This window comes from Liquorilactobacillus sp., assembly GCF_047719775.1.
GTDB lineage: Bacteria > Bacillota > Bacilli > Lactobacillales > Lactobacillaceae > Liquorilactobacillus.
In genome coordinates, this window is record NZ_JBDNTS010000006.1 from 19,857 (window position 1) to 37,468 (window position 17,612).

At 36.9% G+C, this 17,612-nt stretch carries 16 protein-coding genes and 1 pseudogene; 1 reads left to right on the forward strand and 16 read right to left on the reverse strand.

Going from position 1 to position 17,612, the window contains the following annotated elements:
• The first annotated feature begins 155 nt into the window (after positions 1-155).
• Complete coding sequence (gene plsY / locus ABF682_RS04460; protein WP_415619118.1) at positions 156-773, forward strand: glycerol-3-phosphate 1-O-acyltransferase PlsY; 618 nt, start codon at positions 156-158, stop codon at positions 771-773.
• 199 nt (positions 774-972) lie between these two features.
• On the opposite strand, the gene ABF682_RS04465 is transcribed toward plsY, so the two are convergent.
• From ABF682_RS04465 to ABF682_RS04540, 16 genes and pseudogenes are all read right to left on the reverse strand, one after another.
• Positions 973-1,848, reverse strand: coding sequence for an aldose 1-epimerase family protein (locus ABF682_RS04465; protein ID WP_415619119.1), 876 nt, complete (start codon positions 1,846-1,848; stop codon positions 973-975).
• A 26-nt stretch (positions 1,849-1,874) separates the two neighbouring features.
• On the reverse strand, positions 1,875-3,290 hold the full coding sequence (gene hslU, locus ABF682_RS04470; RefSeq protein ID WP_289976950.1) for an ATP-dependent protease ATPase subunit HslU: 1,416 nt from the start codon (positions 3,288-3,290) through the stop codon (positions 1,875-1,877).
• A gap of 20 nt (positions 3,291-3,310) precedes the next feature.
• On the reverse strand, positions 3,311-3,856 hold the full coding sequence (hslV, locus tag ABF682_RS04475) for an ATP-dependent protease subunit HslV (protein ID WP_415619120.1): 546 nt from the start codon (positions 3,854-3,856) through the stop codon (positions 3,311-3,313).
• Positions 3,857-3,880: 24 nt separating this feature from the next.
• A complete protein-coding gene (gene xerC / locus ABF682_RS04480) occupies positions 3,881-4,780 on the reverse strand; it encodes a tyrosine recombinase XerC (protein ID WP_415619121.1) in 900 nt (299 codons plus the stop codon).
• Positions 4,781-4,872: 92 nt separating this feature from the next.
• Positions 4,873-6,978 (reverse strand): type I DNA topoisomerase, encoded by a 2,106-nt coding sequence (topA, locus tag ABF682_RS04485; RefSeq protein WP_415619122.1) that lies wholly within the window; start codon positions 6,976-6,978, stop codon positions 4,873-4,875.
• 77 nt (positions 6,979-7,055) lie between these two features.
• Positions 7,056-7,925, reverse strand: a pseudogene (dprA, locus tag ABF682_RS04490) (DNA-processing protein DprA).
• A gap of 43 nt (positions 7,926-7,968) precedes the next feature.
• On the reverse strand, positions 7,969-8,736 hold the full coding sequence (locus ABF682_RS04495) for a ribonuclease HII (protein WP_289977697.1): 768 nt from the start codon (positions 8,734-8,736) through the stop codon (positions 7,969-7,971).
• Positions 8,726-9,586: a ribosome biogenesis GTPase YlqF gene (ylqF, locus tag ABF682_RS04500; RefSeq protein ID WP_415619123.1), complete on the reverse strand. Its 861-nt coding sequence runs from the start codon at positions 9,584-9,586 to the stop codon at positions 8,726-8,728. Before ylqF ends, ABF682_RS04495 begins: the two co-directional genes overlap by 11 nt.
• 171 nt (positions 9,587-9,757) lie before the next feature.
• The gene (gene lepB / locus ABF682_RS04505; RefSeq protein ID WP_289976964.1) at positions 9,758-10,303 is read right to left on the reverse strand and encodes a signal peptidase I; all 546 of its coding nucleotides are present in this window, start codon (positions 10,301-10,303) and stop codon (positions 9,758-9,760) included.
• A gap of 224 nt (positions 10,304-10,527) precedes the next feature.
• A complete protein-coding gene (locus ABF682_RS04510; RefSeq protein WP_415619177.1) occupies positions 10,528-11,991 on the reverse strand; it encodes a S41 family peptidase in 1,464 nt (487 codons plus the stop codon).
• A 21-nt stretch (positions 11,992-12,012) separates the two neighbouring features.
• Positions 12,013-12,237, reverse strand: coding sequence for a YozE family protein (locus ABF682_RS04515; protein ID WP_289976969.1), 225 nt, complete (start codon positions 12,235-12,237; stop codon positions 12,013-12,015).
• An 11-nt stretch (positions 12,238-12,248) separates the two neighbouring features.
• Complete coding sequence (locus ABF682_RS04520) at positions 12,249-12,875, reverse strand: YpmS family protein (protein WP_289976972.1); 627 nt, start codon at positions 12,873-12,875, stop codon at positions 12,249-12,251.
• Positions 12,875-13,822, reverse strand: a complete 948-nt coding sequence (locus ABF682_RS04525) for an SGNH/GDSL hydrolase family protein (protein ID WP_415619124.1) — start codon at positions 13,820-13,822, stop codon at positions 12,875-12,877. The genes ABF682_RS04520 and ABF682_RS04525 overlap by 1 nt, the downstream gene beginning before the upstream one ends.
• Before the next feature lie 367 nt (positions 13,823-14,189).
• On the reverse strand, positions 14,190-14,693 hold the full coding sequence (locus ABF682_RS04530) for a dihydrofolate reductase (RefSeq protein ID WP_415619125.1): 504 nt from the start codon (positions 14,691-14,693) through the stop codon (positions 14,190-14,192).
• A gap of 23 nt (positions 14,694-14,716) precedes the next feature.
• The gene (locus ABF682_RS04535; RefSeq protein ID WP_289976977.1) at positions 14,717-15,673 is read right to left on the reverse strand and encodes a thymidylate synthase; all 957 of its coding nucleotides are present in this window, start codon (positions 15,671-15,673) and stop codon (positions 14,717-14,719) included.
• Between the two features lie 22 nt (positions 15,674-15,695).
• Positions 15,696-17,594 (reverse strand): ABC-F family ATP-binding cassette domain-containing protein, encoded by a 1,899-nt coding sequence (locus tag ABF682_RS04540; RefSeq protein ID WP_415619126.1) that lies wholly within the window; start codon positions 17,592-17,594, stop codon positions 15,696-15,698.
• Between the last annotated feature and the right edge of the window lie 18 nt (positions 17,595-17,612).

A 17,612-nucleotide genomic window follows, 5' to 3' on the forward strand; every position in this document is an offset into this window, starting at 1 on the left:
CTTGAACATCATACCCTATGAAATTATAAATTGTAAAGTAATCACTTGTTTTTTTAGTAGTTATTAAATCTGTAAGCCAAGTAAAATTAAATTTGTAGATAGCACTGAAAAAATGATAGAATAGGTCGTATTAAGCTAAAGGAGGTCAATCTGTAATGGATTCGACTATTATATTAATGTTAGTAATAGGATACCTTCTTGGATCAATTCCATCAGGTATCTGGATTGGTAAAGTATTCTACAACAAGGATATTCGCCAATTCGGCAGTGGGAATATGGGAACAACAAATACTTTTAGGGTACTTGGTAAAAAAGCAGGCACAATCGTTTTAATAATTGATATGCTCAAAGGAACACTTGCTGCCTGCCAGCCATACCTCTTCGGAGTTCATATCAATGTTTTAATAATAGGCTGTGCCGCGGTTATCGGTCATGTTTTTCCGATCTTTGCTAGATTCAAAGGTGGAAAAGCGGTTGCAACTAGTGCTGGTATCCTACTCGCGTATAGCCCATTATTCTTTGGTATAGCATGGCTTATATTTCTAACCACGTTGTACCTTTCAAGTATGGTCAGCATTGCAAGCATGGTAGGACTGACACTAATTACAATCTTATCGCTATTCTTCCGTGATCCAATTTTGACAGTTATTGCAATTATTCTAACCATTTTTGTTTTCTATCGACACAAAGGAAACTTGTCACGCATTAAAAATGGTAATGAGAATTTAGTACCTTTTGGGCTGGTTTACAAGAGGAAGAAAAACAAAAAGTAAAATACACTATTTTGATCATCTGCAGCAGATTTTTATTCAATCAACAGATAGGGGCTTACCGCAAGACTTTTTGCGATAGGCCCCTTATTAATTACGCATTAAAAATTAAATTATCTAGTTTTAAACTACCAGCAAGAAAACACAATCCTGTTAGTTCTTTATTGATAAGAGGTTGGATTAAAAACTATATCGCATTTTTTTAAAAGACTTGAATTTTATAAAAACCATTAAAACTTTCATGAGCTTTTAGTACATGCAAACCAACCTTCTCAGTTAACCTACCACTCGCATTTACGTCATCAGCCAAGCCCCACCATGGTTCGATACATACAAAAGGTGCATTCTCTGGGTACTTCGACCAAACTCCGACATATTGTGCATTCCCAGTATTAAACCGAATTCCATTTTTTTCTTGGCTTGTCGTTAATGTTAACATAGTCTCCTTTTCATCCAGCTTCAAAATAACCGCATCGTTTTTAAAAGTTTCGCGTGTAACATCAATCTTCTTAGCAGTAAATTCAAGCGGATGACGAGAATCACTATAATTTCCTTGGAGTTGAATTAGTTGGTGAGTTCTGTTAGAGGCAATTGCAACCTGATAATCAGAAAATACTTCTGTAGAGGACAGTGGAACATTAAAAGCAGGATGACCACCAACAGAAAACAGCAATTGTTTTATACTTGGATTATCAACTAAATAACTGACCTTTAAAGTATCAATCATAAGTTCATATTTGATACGCAGTACGAATTCAAATGGATATTGTTGCATAGTCACCTTGTTTGCATGTAAACAAAAGGTGACTTGTTGATCGGTTTTCTTTTCGATTTCAAAATCCATATCTCGCGCAAAGCCATGTTGCGTCATCCAATATTGTTGCTGCTTATAGAAGTATTTATCGTCTTTTAATCTGCCAACAATTGGGAATAGTACCGGAGCATGACGCCCCCAGTATTTGGGATTTGCTTGCCAAAGATATTCAAATTTATTTTTCTTGTTAAATAAACTTGTCAGTTCACCACCATGTTCATTAAAAGAAACCTTCAAGAATGCATTTTCTAAGCTAACTGTCATCTTATTTTCCCTTCTTCCAACGCTGTTTATAGAATATACTGACTTAAATCTTTATTTGCCGCGATATTACCAATCTTATTTTGCACATAAGCTTCTGTGATTGTAATATCACCCATCTGCATGTCTGGTCCCTCAAACAACAAGTCTTCCAATAGTTTTTCAAGGACGGTATGCAATCTACGAGCTCCAATATTTTCATTTTCATGATTAACATGGTATGCTATTTCTGAAATTTTTTGGATTGCTTCAATCGTAAACGTAACTTTTATATTATCTGTTCCAATCAATGCAATATATTGCTTGATTAACGCATTGTTTGGCTCTGTCAATATTTTAACAAAATCTTCTGCCTTTAATTCATCTAGCTCCACTCTGATAGGGAAACGGCCTTGTAATTCAGCAATTAAATCACTCGGTTTACTTTCGTGAAAAGCTCCTGAAGCAATAAATAAAATATGATCTGTATTGATCAGACCGTACTTCGTCTGAACTTGTGAACCTTCGACAATGGGCAGAATATCTCTTTGAACGCCTTCGCGTGACACTTCACCACTATTCTTTTGTGCTTTCGATGTGATTTTATCAATTTCATCAATAAAAATAATTCCCGTATTTTCCGCACGTTTGATTGCCAGGGCAGCAATGTCAGCAGTATTAACGAGTTTCCTAGCTTCCTCTCGTGTGAGATATGTGCGTGCTTGTGCCACAGTCATAGTCCGTTTAACTTTTTTCGTTGGTGCCAAAGAATTTAAAGTATTCCCCAAATCAATTCCAATCTGACCCAACATCTCTGAGGCTTCTTTTGCTTTTCGTGAAGGTTCATCAACTTCGAGAGTCAATTCTTGCTTTTCAAGCATTCCTTTATTTAATTTTTCCCTTACAGAGAGACGTTTCTTCTTAATTTCTTCCGTGACAACTTCTTTTTGAACAGGTGTAAGACTGGGAGTTTCGCCCCTTTTTATCTCTTCAAACATTTGACCAAAACTAATTTCTTCTTCGCCTTCTTTTTTATTTTTTTTAATCGCTGGTACAAGTAATTTTATTAGTCGTTTATTGGCATTTCCACGAGCTTCTGCACGAACCTGATCAAATTGGAGATCTGCTTCCATTTTATATGAAACTTCAACCAAATCACGAACAATTGCTTCAACATCTCTACCAACATATCCAACTTCGGTAAACTTAGTTGCTTCAACTTTCATGAATGGCGCCTGAACAATTTTAGCCAGCCTTCGTGCAATCTCAGTTTTGCCAACCCCAGTTGGACCAATCATCAAGACATTCTTAGGTGTGATTTCTTCTTGCATTTCTCCTGAAAGCTGCATTCTACGGTAGCGATTGCGCAAAGCAATTGCAATTGCTTTTTTCGCTTTGTTTTGACCAATGACATAAGCATTGAGTTCTTTGACAATTTGTTTTGGTGTTTTATCAATAGGGTTCATCTAGAGGATCCTTTCTTTTCTTAAAGTTCTTCTGCGACTACATTATGGTTAGTAAAGATATCAATATCACCTGCTATATTAATTGATGCCCTAGCAATCTCACCAGCAGACATCATTGAAGCATGTTCTTTCATTGCTTTTGCAGCGGCTAAAGCAAAATTACCACCAGAACCGATTGCTAAAATATCGTCATCAGGTGCAATTACTTCCCCGCTTCCAGATACCATTAATAATTCATCTTTGTCCATGACAATCAAAAGAGCCTCTAACTTCTGCAAAGCTTGCTCACTGCGCCATTCCTGTGCTAATTCAACGGCTGCACGCTGCAGATTACCACTATACTCATTTAATTTCTTTTCAAAACGCTCTTCTAAGTTGAAAGCATCTGCAACACTGCCAGCAAATCCGACAACAACTTGATTGTTGTAAATTCTTCTGACTTTGCGCGCAGTACCTTTCATTATGACTTTTTCACCCATTGTGACCTGTCCATCACCAGCCATTGCAGTATGTCCGTTATGACGAACTGCACAAATTGTTGTTGCATGAAATGATATTCCAGTCATTTTATATTCCTCCTAAATTTTAAATCATGCTCGTGGAAAGAACTTGCGGTAATCTCGTTGTAAATGTTCTTTTGTAACGTGTGTGTAAATTTGCGTAGTGGATAAGCTGCTATGTCCCAGGAGCTCTTGCACCGCACGCAAATCTGCACCATTGTTCATCATATGTGTTGCAAAAGTGTGTCGCAGCTCATGCGGATGGATCTGTGTAGTTAAACTACTGCGGCTAACAATCTTCTTTAGAATATACGTAATTCCAGCAGCCGTTAACGGGTCTCCGTAATGATTTACAAATACAAAATTATGTTCTTTCTTATATTTTGCCATCAACGGCGTTCGCACCTTAGCATAGTAATTTTCTAATGCTTTTTGACAATACTTGCCAAATGGGACATAGCGGTCTTTATTTCCTTTACCATGTAATAACATTGCGCGCATCCCCATATCAACCGCTTGCAAAGTTAGCCCCGTACACTCACTGACACGCATTCCAGTTGCATAAAGTGTTTCTAATAATGCTTTATCTCTAATTAAAATTGGCTCATCTCCGTCAGTTGCATCAAAAAGGGCGGTCATTTCTTTTTCATAGAAAAAGCGTGGCAAAGCACGTGGATGCCTCTTCAATTGAACATAAGCGAAAGGATTAATCTCAACATAGCTATTTTTTTCCATGAATCTGTAAAAAGAGCGCAGGCTCGAAATAATTCTAGCAATTGATGACGTTTGATAGCGTTTATCGTACAAGAAACTCATAAAAACATGAACATCAAACCGATTTACTTGCGCAAAAGATGAAGAACCACCATTTTTAAAAAGAAAATCACTGAAGAGCTTTAAATCGTCATTATATGCCTTGACCGTATTATCAGAATATCTTCTTTCTATCGCTAAATATTGTTTAAATTCTTTTATCCATTCTTGTTCCATAAAAAAACCTCCACATCATGCTATAACTTTAGCATAAAAAATGGAGGTGTGCCCAATCAGTTATTCAAAAATAATAAATTACTAATACTTTATTATTTTTGAATTTCCTCTTCGTAATCACAATTGCTACACTTAACCAGCATTCCTTTCTTGGTTTTTTTCTCAATCAAGAAATGCTGACACTTAGGGCAATCACGACCGACTGGCTTATCCCAAGAAACAAATTCACATTTTGGATAACGGTCACATCCATAGAAAATACGATTCTTTTTTGACTTGCGCTCAATAATCTGCCCCTTATGACACTCTGGACAAACTACTCCAATTTCCTTTGTGATAGGCTTTGTGTTGCGACAATCTGGAAACCGACTACATGCATAAAATTTGCCATACCGTCCGAGTTTAATCACTAAAGGTGCGCCACAGATATCACAATCGATTCCTGCAGGTTCATCTTTAATTTTGACTTTAGCCATCTTTTCTTCAGCAGCACCCACTTCTTTTGCAAAAGGCTGATAGAAACTATCAATAACCTTAATCCATTCTTGTTTTCCTTCTTCAATCTTGTCCAACTGATCTTCTAGTTGAGCAGTAAAATCAACATTTAAGATGTCTGGGAAACATTTAACGATCATGTTATTTACTATCTCACCCAACTCAGTAGATTCAAACTTACGAGCAACAAGTTTCACATAATAACGTTTTTGGATTGTATTCATAGTTGGTGCATAAGTTGAAGGACGACCAACACCATTTTCTTCAAGTGTTTTAATCAGCGTAGCTTCAGTATATCTTGCAGGCGGTAGGGTAAAATGCTGGTTTGGCTGGTTTGTTAACAATTTGACTTCTTGTCCGACTTCTAAGTCAGGCAGAATATTGTCTTTACGCTTGCTTTCGGCGTAGACCTTTGTAAAACCAGGAAACTTCATCTTCGAACCCTTTGCTCGATACATTACTTTATTCTGTTCAATATCAACACTCATTGTATCGACAACCGCAGGAGTCATCTGACTTGCCACAAATCGTGACCAAACTAACGAATACAGCTTCATCTGATCTTTGTTCAAATATGCCGAAAGCGACTCTGGTGTCCGCAAAACTGATGAAGGACGGATTGCCTCATGTGCATCCTGTGCACCTTCTGCGAGCTTGCCTTTGCGCGGTTTGACCGCAGCATATTCTGCACCATAAGTTTCGTGGATAAAAGCTGAGGCCTCATGCTTGGCAATATCAGAAATTCTGGTTGAATCCGTACGCATATAGGTTATTAATCCCACTGCGCCTCCTCTTCCAATATTAATTCCTTCATAAAGCTGTTGTGCAACCATCATCGTTTTTTGAGTTCTAAAATTAAGTGAATTATTAGCTGTCTGCTGCATTGTACTTGTGGTAAAAGGAAGTGCTGGAAAGCGTTTGCGCTCCTTGGGTGTAACTCGCGTCACGCTAAACATCTTATTTTTATCAATCTTTTGCATAATCTCCTGAACTTCATCATTATTATGCAATTCATTCTTCTTGCCGTTTACACCATAATAATCAGCATTAAATTTAGTTCTGCTAGCTTGGAATTGTGCATCAATTGTCCAATACTCTTCCGGGATAAATTCGCGAATCTCTTGTTCACGTTTAATAATCAGATTCAAAGCAATTGACTGCACACGACCAGCACTCAATCCCTTTTTTATTTTTGCCCAAAGTATTGGACTAATCGAATAACCTACTAGGCGATCAAGCACGCGCCTTGCTTGTTGTGCGTCCACAAGATCCATGTCAATTGCACGCGGATTTTTGAATGAATTCTTGACTGCATCCTTGGTGATCTCGTTAAAAACAACTCGATTCTTGTCTTCAGGATTTAAACCTAACAGATAAGAAAGATGCCAGGCAATTGCTTCTCCCTCTCGATCCGGATCGGCTGCAAGGTAGACATGTGCAGCTTTCTTGGCCTCTCTGCGTAATTCTTTGATAACATCACCCTTACCACGTATTGAAATATAATGGGGCTCGTAATTGTGCTCAACATCAACACCCATTGTACTTCGCGGTAAATCTCTGATATGGCCTAAACTAGCCATAACCTTGTAGCGAGATCCTAAATACTTTTCAATTGTTTTAGCCTTTGATGGAGACTCAACAATCACAAGGCTTTTCTTAATTTTTCGTTTTGCTGTTGTTGTTTTCTTCTGGGTCTTAGGCATCGACCAGGCTCCTTTTTAATATCTTTTTTTAACATATAAAAATCGCTAATAACTTTAGACCATTACCATAGGCCTTGTCAAGTATTTCGAAATTCTTCAATGATATCCAACGCATCTAAGACAGGTTTTGCTCCAGCCTTAATGAGCTCATTGGTACCCACAGACAAGGTAGAATTGATTGGACCAGGAACCGCAAGAACATTGCGATTTTCTTGTAGTGCAAGATTTGCAGAAATTAGACTACCACTGTGGTGTCGGGCTTCAACAACTAATAAAGTTTGCACCAACCCCGCAATAATTCGATTCCTCGCAGGAAAATGAAATTTTCTTGGACCAGTACCAAGTCCATACTCACTAATCAGCAGTCCTTCACACGCAATTTTTTGTTGCAATCCACGATTTTGACTAGGATAAAAAATATCTAACCCTGTCCCGATAACTGCAACTGTTCTACCACAATCTGCAAATGTCTACAAATGTGCTAGGCTGTCAACTCCCTTTGCCAAACCGCTCACAGTTACAATCTTAGCTGCGATAACAGCTGGCAGCAGCTTTGCGAGAACGACTGTTGAGTACGTACTATTTTGGCGCGCACCTACTACCCCTAATAATTTTCGCTTATCTGCAATCAGAGATAAATCCCCACGATAAAAAAGTACGTTCGGTGGATTGTAACTCTCCAATAAACATTGTGGATATACAGAATCAATTATTGTAATAGCCTTACTATGATACAAATTGCGATCAACTGCAAGTTCTAATTCAATCGAATTAAATTTTTTCCAAAAAAGATTGCGTTGAAAATTTGTAATTCCAGCCAATTCTTCTAATTTTTTGATGTCTGGGATAGCTTGGTATTTCTTTACCCAGTCACATACTCTTTTTACTTTGGAAACACTGAGAAGATTGCTCAGATGCAATTTTATTATAAACTCTTTTATCTCCATAGAATCACCCTTTAAAGTGTTTTCTATAAAAATACGCATTTGATTAGAAATTGGACTTAATCGGTTCAAAACTTCTCCGGTGGAGCGGCGTTATCCCATACGTACTCAATGCATCAAGGTGTCTCCTTGTACCATAGCCATCATTTGATTTAAAATCATATTGTGGATATAATTCATCGTAAAAATTCATCAGGTGATCACGCCAAACTTTTGCAACGATGCTCGCTGCAGCAACACTTACACTCTTTGAGTCTGCCTTAATCAACTTTACTTGTGCGATCGGTGAATCGATATCCATTGCATCAATAATCAACTGTTGTGGTTTACGTGAGAGACCATTAACCGCTTTTAACATCGCAACGCGTGCGGCTTGGTAAATATTGACGGTGTCTATCTGATAATTGTCGCAAACTCCAACAGAGACACTAAGTGCCTGCTCAATAATCTGACTATACAGCCTTTCCCTTGTTTTTCTTGTCAATTGCTTTGAATCATTAACTTCAACAATTCCAAAATCATGCGGTAAAATAACAGCTGCAGCTACAACTGGACCGGCCAACGGTCCTCGACCAACTTCATCAACCCCACAAACCAATTGCTTTCCAGCCTGCCAAAAAGCACGTTCATAGCTAAAACGATTTTTGAATGCTTCTAGTGCAGCTTGTTTCTTAATTTTTCGTTTTTCATATTGAAGCAACAAACTTTGCACACCTTTACGAGTATCACCGGCTAATTCTTTCAACAAATCTTGCTGTGGGTTGATAGCGATTAATGCCTTTATTTCACTAATTGATTTTTTCTTATCCATCATGTCTCTGAGTACTTTCTGGTACTGCATCAAGTGTGTATTTACCTAATTTACCCTTTCGACACTCCAATATCATTCTTTCACTTGCTTTATCATAATCATCCTTGAATCCGCTTTTTTTAGTTATCAACAGCAATAAGTCCACTGTTGAAAGTGATAGTTCACTGTCTGCCAAGTGATAGCGTTCCTTAAGACTTGCAGGAGCAAATTGCCGAAAATGTTCAAGCAAATATAGTGCAACATCATCTTTAGCATACAATGTTTCTTTAATTGCACCAGTCAATGCTAACTTTTTTCCAATCATTGGGTCTTCAAATTTTGGCCATAAAATTCCAGGTGTGTCTAATAGAAGCATATCTTTTCCAGCTTTAAGCCATTGCTGTGATTTTGTAACCCCCGGACGATTACCGACTTGAGCTACATTTTTCTTAATCAAATGATTAAGCAGTGTCGATTTGCCAACATTTGGAATACCAATGCACATTACCCTAATACGTTTATGCAGTATTCCTTTTTTTGCTTGCAATGCAAGTTTATCAGCAAGCACTTGTTTAATTTTTTCCTCAATAATTTTTAAACTGATGGCTGTACTGTTAACCGCAATTGCTGGTTGTTTCTGTGTTTCATAATATCTAACCCACCCAGCTGTGGTCTGTGAATCTGCTAAATCTTTTTTTGTTAACACTAAAATGCTTGGTTTATTTTGCAGAATCTGAGCCAATTGCGGATTACGTGATGACTCTGGTAATCGTGCATCAACAAGTTCAAGCACAATATCAACCTGTTTTATATTTTCTTTGACTTGACGCAAAGCCTTAGCCATGTGCCCTGGAAACCATTGAATAATTGCCATAAATTTTAATCCTTTCGCTATATAACTAATTTAATTGGGTTAGGTCAAAAGTTAGAGTTTGATCTAACCTCATTATTTATTCCGTATAAACGTGTTCCATAAGTCAAAATTTCCGTCTAACTCGAAATTCACCGACCTATGGAACACTCCCTCTAATTTATGTTGATTACATTATCGCCCAATCAAGCGAATCTTAATTAGCGGCCAATAAACAATGATTGCCCGGCCTTTGATCCAACTATCTTTGACTGGCCCAAATGTCCGTGAATCTTTGCTTATTCGTCGATTGTCACCAAGTACAAAGTATTCATTCTTTGGTATTTTAGATTTCCCAGTTAGTTCCTTTAAAGTGAAATCTGATGTGTACGGTTGGTGCTTGGCCGCGAGTATTCTTTTTAGAAAATTCTCCTTGACGCGTTTACCATTTATACGCAGCACATCGTTTTTATACGATAAACGTTCCCCAGGCATTCCAATAATCCTTTTGATATAGGTCTCTCCATTAGGCATTCTGATGATAACCACATCAAATCGCTGGAGCTTCCCAAAATTCATTACAAGAGCCTCTTCTTTTGACTCAAGTGTTGGCTCCATCGAATTGCCATCAATTTGAAGTGGTGTAATTAAAAATGAGCGGATAAAAAGTGCGCTAAGAACTGCAATTGATGTAAGTAAAATCCAATAGCTCCAATGAAATCTTTTTATAAAGCGTTTCAAAACTTTCCCTCCAACAATTTAACTACTTCTTTTTGAATTCAATTAAACACATTTCTTATCAGAACTCTATCTTCCTTAACCTTAACAAAAAAAATGAAATTGTGCGAGTATTGTTTTATTACAAACTAAAACAACGACCCATCTCTCATGGAGATAAGACGCTGCTATTTAATGCTGAAGAGAACAATGAAATGCCCATTCATCATGAATTATTAATCTTAAAGTTAATTACCATTAAGTTGAGAAATAGCTGTCTTAAGTGCATTATCACTGTCAGCAACTTTTTCTGCAGCTAATTCTTCAAGTTTGTTAACCGTTTCTTTATCTATATTGCCATTAACAGTCAGCTTATTATCAGTCTGGAATTTCTTCACAGCAGTGACTGTTGAATCACCATAATAACCATTTGCTGATCCTACACTATAATTCAAAGCATTCAAGATAACTTGGGCTTTCTTGACCTGGTCGGAAACTTCACCTTGAGTGTACGTCTTCTTTGTACTAATTGCTGTTTGGTAAGCATAGCTTGGATAATCGGCTTTAATAGTAGGCTGCAGTCCCTTATGATTAATCCAAGAACCATCTGGCGTCAACCACTTAGCAATTGTCATCTTAAGTTCTGTTTTATCAGTAAAGGGTAGCGTTGTCTGAACAGTTCCTTTACCATATGACTTAGTTCCGATTAATTTAATATTAGCCGATTGATTCAAGGCCGCAGAGAATATTTCAGCCGCACTAGCACTACCACTATTGATCAAGACAACCGTTTTTTCGGTAACCTTGAACCCTTTGTCATACTTTTTGCCAGCCTTATATACTTGAGCTGCTTGACCACGTTGTTGAACCTGTAAGATTGTCTTGCCGTTTTTCACAAACATTGAAGACATAATAAGGGCTTGAGTCATCAAACCACCAGGGTTATCTCGCATATCAATTACGAAGGACTTGGCCCCTTGCTTGCGCAAACTCTTAATTTCTGCCTTGAATTCAGCAGCAGTTTTTTCAGAGAAAGTTGAAACTTGGATGTATCCAATCGTTTTGTTCTTCTTAAGAAGATGCCCAGTTACCGTCTCAACCGGAATTGTTGCCCTTGTTAATTTCTTGGTAAAGGTTGAGTCACCACGTTTAATAGTCAATGTAACACTTGTTCCCTTTTTACCTCTAATCAATGCGATTGCTTTGGTCAATGAGTAGCCTTTAATTGATTTACCGTCAATCTTCAAAATAATATCATCAGCTTGCAAACCAGCTTTTTTAGCAGGAGTTCCCTTAATCGGAGCAATTATTTGAACATAAGCACCCTTCTTTTGGACCTCAGCACCAATTCCTGTAAAACTGCTTGAAATTGTATTGTTCAATGATTCAGTTTCATCTTTTGACATGTATTCCGTAAATGGATCACCAAGCGCATTAACCATTCCCGACAATGCACCATTTTCAAGCTTTTGCTTGCTGACAGATTTGTAATAGCCACTATAAAGTGATGAAAAAACCGTTTCAATTTTGCTCATTGATTGATTTGTTTCAGTTGCCGCTGTTAATTTTTGATTCATGTAATAAAAAACTCCACCACCACCAATTAACAGGGTTACTAAGCTGGTTATAATCAAGGTTAATAGGCTATATTTACGCCTGATCTTCTTTTGTTTTTGTTGCTTTTTTGAGTTCTCTTTCTTTTCCACTTCTATTACCTCAGCTTTACATATAATTTAATTCATTTTATCAAGATACGATTCCCACGCTTCATCAAAAATAGTCATTGACGGCAGATAATTGCCGTTTAATTCAAGATACTGTGATAGTTCATCATAAATCTGTGACTGCTTTGGAAAGGATTGATCATAAAAAGCATTATTAGCAAATTGTGCAACTTCCTTATGACTGTCCGGATCTCTTTCAGTCATCAAATATTGATAAAAACTCAAGCGATGCATAAAAGACCTCCTTATTTTAATGGAATTGAAAGAGTAAAATGAAAGTTATTATCTTTCAAATCAATGGTTTTAGCTTTGATGCTAATTCCCTTTGCCGTTGCAAATTTATTAAGATTAAGCCCGATTCTGTCTTTTTTAGCATCAATTGTAATTCCCTTACTGAGCTTATAATGATTTTTCACATAATTAAGTATGAAAGAAGGCGGGGCGCTTAAAGAGCCTATCCCTACACCCTTTGCAAGCAACACAATATTACCATCTTTTGTGACTCTAGGGGTTGTATAAAGCGAAAACGAAACACTTTGCCCTAATATTTGGGTTGTCCCCACCATAATAGCAGCCGAATCACTAACATAAAAACGATACCTAATGTTATTTTTTTGCTGCTGTTTTTTCAAATAATAATTAATTGTACCATTCAATTGTTTTCTATTCATCTGCACATTAATTGTAGTGTACTTACCTGTCCTAGCCGTTTTTGCAATCACTTCTTTTTGCTGTACAGATTGTGTGGTTATCTGTTTATAAACAAATAGCGTAGTCCCCAAAACAAGTGCAGCCAAAACAACAAACGCCCACTTCCAATAATTTATCTTAGCCTTTGTTTTTATTTTCTTTGGCCGTTTCAACTCACTCACTAATTATTCACCTCATTCAACCAAGTTTTTTTATGTTTCATCATTACTGCATACAATCGTTCTGTCATATAATTATACCCTTTTAAATTCGGATGAAAATGGTCAGCAGACGATAAATAATTATTTTTCTCTTCTTTATTAGATACAATTTGTGTAAGCTTATTCCCATTGAGTTTATCTAAATCAGTTACGGTCGTCGTCTTCAATTGTGATGTTTTACCCAAATACTGACCTTCTGACAATTGCTTATTGATTTGCACCATATATATATTGCGCTTCTTAGCAATTACTTGAAGGGTCACATTATTCCACTCATTAGTGTACTTTTGCAGCTGCGTTAGTCTTGGAAAATATACGTAGAACGGATTATAAACACTGTAAATAAATACCGGTGCTTTTGCATTATATATTCTGACTGACTGTAGCAGTTTATTCAATTTATCAGTATAAACTTTTTCTGCGCTTGCCATAACTTTTGTGAAATCAGCGGAAGACAGTGATGTAAAATTTTTCTGTAATGTCTGCATTAAATCATTTCCACCAACAGTTAATACAATCACATCAGCATTGCTTAACTGCTTTTGCATACTTGCACTTTTTTTTAGCCGCTCTAATATCTGATCACTGCGATCCCCAGCCTTACCGAAATTTTCGGTTGCGACACTTAACTTATTATTTTTCTTTAACTTTTCTTGAATCAGGTGAACGTAGCCGCCTTTATTAGTGGTATCTCCTACACCTTGTGTTAATGAATCTCCCAAGGCAACTAATCTGATCTTCTTCTTTTGTTTAGTTTGCTTACTTGCTGCTTGTTTCGAGCTTGAATCAGTTCTTTGATTAACTTTCGTTTCATTTGAACCAAAAACAAAGGAGAATAGCAAATAAAAAATAAGTCCTAAAATACAGCAAACAATAACCGGAACAAGATTTTTTATAATTTTATTCAAAAAAGTATCCTTTCCAACAATTAAAGAAATTTAAACGTGCTAATTATAACAGATTTTTTTCAAAATTTCATAAAATCATTTATTATTTAATATATTTTTACTATTTTTTTGTTAGGATTTATCCTAATTATTCCAATTTCAATAAAGAAAAGACTTTGAATTTGCACTAGGCCTGACTAAACGTAGGGAAGGGATTGGGTCAAAAGTTAGTTTTTGGCCTAATCCCTTCATTGCTTAAGTATAGATATTTTTCATAAGGTAAAACTATCTAGTTTGAAGCATTGCATAGCAAAGAGAATCTATTTACTAACTTCATGTTAGTACTAAAATCTTGCTGTCTTGTAATCATACTCTTTTTAAAGCTCCTCTATGCTTTCCTTTGATAGACTTCGAAAATATGTGGAAATTTGTTTTTTTCATCAATAGTTCCAACTACTTGTTTGATTAATTCAAAAGTATCCATCTGAAGTTCAGGCATAAATGTATCTCCAGCAAACTTTTCTTTAATCCGCGTGACATATAAACGATCAACGACATCTGCAAATTCTGCAAAAAGGGATGCTCCCCCAATGATGAAAACAGTGCTATCTTCTTGTGCAAGGATTTTTTTTAAATCTTCACTCTTATTTACAACGGTTATTCGTTGATCATCTTTATATTTATTACCAAAATCAGTCGATCTAGTTAAAACATAATGATGTCTCTTTGGTAAAAATCCAGGGAAACTATCAAAGGTCCTGCGACCCATCACAATTGGATGATTCTTTGTAACAGCCTTAAAATATGCCAAATCAGCAGGTAGTGTCCATGGTAAATGACCATCAATCCCAATATGATGTTGTTCATCTTCTGCCCAAATATATGCTAACATTTTATATTCTCCTCAGATAATAATTACACTGCAACAGGTGCTTTGATGGCAGGTGCAGGAGTATATCCTTCTACCTTGATATCAGACATCTCAAAATCAAAAACACTGCTTTTATCAGGATTCAACCATAGTGTTGGCGAATCCTGAGGCGTCCGGGTCAATTGCTCCTTTATCTGCTCAATATGATTATTGTAAATATGTGCATCTCCCAAAGTATGCACAAATTCCCCAACCTCAAGACCAGTCTCTCGTGCAATCAAATACGTTAATAATGCATAACTTGCAATATTAAAGGGAACTCCTAAAAAGACATCGGCACTGCGCTGGTAGAGCTGACAACTTAATTTACCATCAACAACATAGAATTGGAACAGGGTATGACATGGAGGCAGCGCACTCGTTGGAACATCTTCTGGATTCCATGCAGATACAATTAGCCTGCGTGAATCGGGTGTATTTCTAATGCCATCGATAACATCCTGAATCTGATCAATAACTTGACCATCCCTTGTCTTCCAGTGACGCCACTGAGCTCCATAAACATCCCCTAAATTACCGTATTTTGCAGAGAATTCATCGTCAACTAAGATCCGATCACAAAAGAGCTTTTTTTGTTCCTTGTAATCAGCTGCAAAATTCAGATCAACAAGTGCCCTCCTGCCAAAATTTGTCATATCTGGTCCAGTATATTCATCACTTTCAATCCACTTTTTAAATGCCCATTCATCCCAGATATGGTTTTTATGCTGCAATAGAAACCGAATGTTAGTATCCCCGCGTAAGAACCATAGTAGTTCACTTTTTACAAGTCCAAATGCAATCTTTTTAGTTGTAAGAAGAGGAAAACCGCGGCTGAGATCGAAGCGCATTTGATATCCGAAGAGACTTTTCGTACCTGTACCAGTCCGATCATCTTTTTGATGTCCTTTTTCTAGAATATCATTTATAAGTTGCAAATATGGTGCCTCAAGGATTGCCATAAATATTCCTCCATTATTCAGATTATTTCGTAAACTGACTTAGGTATTCCCAACGTGCCATTTTTGTATCAATCAACTGATCATGCTCATCTATTTGCTTTTGTAAATCAGCTAATTCACCATAGTTAGTTCCATCCGTATTGTTCATTTTTTTCGTCAATTGTGCTTTTTCATTTTCTAAAGTATCAATCAAATCTTCAATTTTTTCAAACTCAATTTTTTCAGCATATGTCAGTTTTTGTTTTTCTTTCTTTACAGTATTTCCTTCTTTTTCGCCAGACTTAATTTGTGCTTTGCGATTCACGTTCTGCTGTTTTTCAAAATCACTGTGCTGACTTAAATAATCTGTAAATTCACCCGTGAAGCGGTCAATCACACCGTTACTCTTAAAAATTAACAAGTTTGTAGCAACCTTATCAAGGAAATAACGATCATGCGAAACTGTAATCACGGTTCCATTAAAATTGCTCACATAATCTTCCAAAACAGTCAATGTAGCAATATCCAAGTCATTTGTCGGCTCGTCTAATAGTAAAACATTTGGCTCACTCATTAATAACTTCAACAAATAAAGCCTGCGCTTTTCACCACCCGAAAGTTGCCGAATCAATGTTCCATGCATAAACCGTGGGAACAAAAACTGTTCTAAAAGCTGCGTTGTACTTAATTGTAGGCCGTGTCTATCAGTTACACTCTGGGCAACTTCGTTTAAATAACTGATCAAACGTTTATCTTCTGGAATTGGTTCAGTCTGCTGTCGATAATAAGCAATTCTGACTGTCTCGCCAATTTCTAAAAGGCCTTCATCAAGCGGCAATTCCCCCGCAAGCGCATTTAAAAAGCTTGACTTTCCTGCACCGTTGGCTCCTGTAATCCCAATCCGAGCACCAGCCTGTACCAATAAACTAAAATTATTGATAATCACGTGATCAGCAAGTGCTAATGATGCATTCTTCAACGAAATAACCTTTTTACCAAGTCGTCGCTGGCCTAAAGAAATATCAACAGCACCCTCATCTTTAGTTACTTTCAGATTTTCTTCGAGTTCGTTAAAACTGTTAATTCGGGCCTGTTGTTTAGTTGTCCGTGCCTTTGCACCAGTTCTCATCCATGCCAGTTCTTTTTTATATAATTGTTGCTGCTTGTGTTCAAAGTCAGCTTCTTTTTGAACACGTTGAGCTTTTTGTGCGACGTAGTCTTGATAATTACCTTGATATGGATAAAGACTACCAAAGGATAATTCTAAAATCTGTGTGGCAATCTGATCCAAAAAATATCGATCATGTGTAACTACGAGTAATGCACCTCTGTAGCTTACTAAATAGTCTTGCAGCCAATTGATTGAGTCGAAGTCAAGATGGTTAGTCGGTTCATCCAATACTAGTAAATCGGGTGCTTGGATTAAGACTTGGGCTAACCCGACACGCTTTTTCTGCCCACCAGAAAGTGTTTTAATTGCAACATCAAGCTGTTCCAAATGAAGTTGATTAAGAATTGTTTTTACATCACTCTCTGCGCTCCATGCATCTTCACGGTTCATGGCTGCTTCAGCATTATCATATCGTCGTTGAGCTTTAGGAGCATTCGGATTTTGACCATAAGCAACAATAGCAGCTTCATAATCACGAATAGTTTTAAAAATTGGAGCAGCTCCTTCGAAGATAGCGTCCATGACTGTTGCATCTTCATCCAATTCGGGAATTTGCTTCAGATAACTAATTCGGTAATTATTGGGTGCATTCAATTCTCCACTATCCGCACCGTCTTCCCCAGTTAAAACATTTAAAAGTGATGTTTTTCCAGAGCCATTAGTTCCAATCAGACCTATTCTGTCATGTTCGTTGATTAGAAAATTAAGATTTTCAAAAAGTGTTTTTTCACCATAAGTTTTGCTCAAATTTTCAACACGTAATGTCTGCATTTTTCCACTCTTTCACTA

Bases quoted from the DNA above. Each gene is read 5' to 3' on its own strand.
- plsY (WP_415619118.1), top strand. From the start codon at position 156: ATGGATTCGACTATTATATTAATGTTAGTAATAGGATACCTTCTTGGA.
- ABF682_RS04465 (WP_415619119.1), bottom strand. From the start codon at position 1,848: ATGACAGTTAGCTTAGAAAATGCATTCTTGAAGGTTTCTTTTAATGAA.
- hslU (WP_289976950.1), bottom strand. From the start codon at position 3,290: ATGAACCCTATTGATAAAACACCAAAACAAATTGTCAAAGAACTCAAT.
- hslV (WP_415619120.1), bottom strand. From the start codon at position 3,856: ATGACTGGAATATCATTTCATGCAACAACAATTTGTGCAGTTCGTCAT.
- xerC (WP_415619121.1), bottom strand. From the start codon at position 4,780: ATGGAACAAGAATGGATAAAAGAATTTAAACAATATTTAGCGATAGAA.
- topA (WP_415619122.1), bottom strand. From the start codon at position 6,978: ATGCCTAAGACCCAGAAGAAAACAACAACAGCAAAACGAAAAATTAAG.
- ABF682_RS04495 (WP_289977697.1), bottom strand. From the start codon at position 8,736: ATGATGGATAAGAAAAAATCAATTAGTGAAATAAAGGCATTAATCGCT.
- ylqF (WP_415619123.1), bottom strand. From the start codon at position 9,586: ATGGCAATTATTCAATGGTTTCCAGGGCACATGGCTAAGGCTTTGCGT.
- ABF682_RS04515 (WP_289976969.1), bottom strand. From the start codon at position 12,237: ATGCATCGCTTGAGTTTTTATCAATATTTGATGACTGAAAGAGATCCG.
- ABF682_RS04530 (WP_415619125.1), bottom strand. From the start codon at position 14,693: ATGTTAGCATATATTTGGGCAGAAGATGAACAACATCATATTGGGATT.
- ABF682_RS04535 (WP_289976977.1), bottom strand. From the start codon at position 15,673: ATGGCAATCCTTGAGGCACCATATTTGCAACTTATAAATGATATTCTA.
- ABF682_RS04540 (WP_415619126.1), bottom strand. From the start codon at position 17,594: ATGCAGACATTACGTGTTGAAAATTTGAGCAAAACTTATGGTGAAAAA.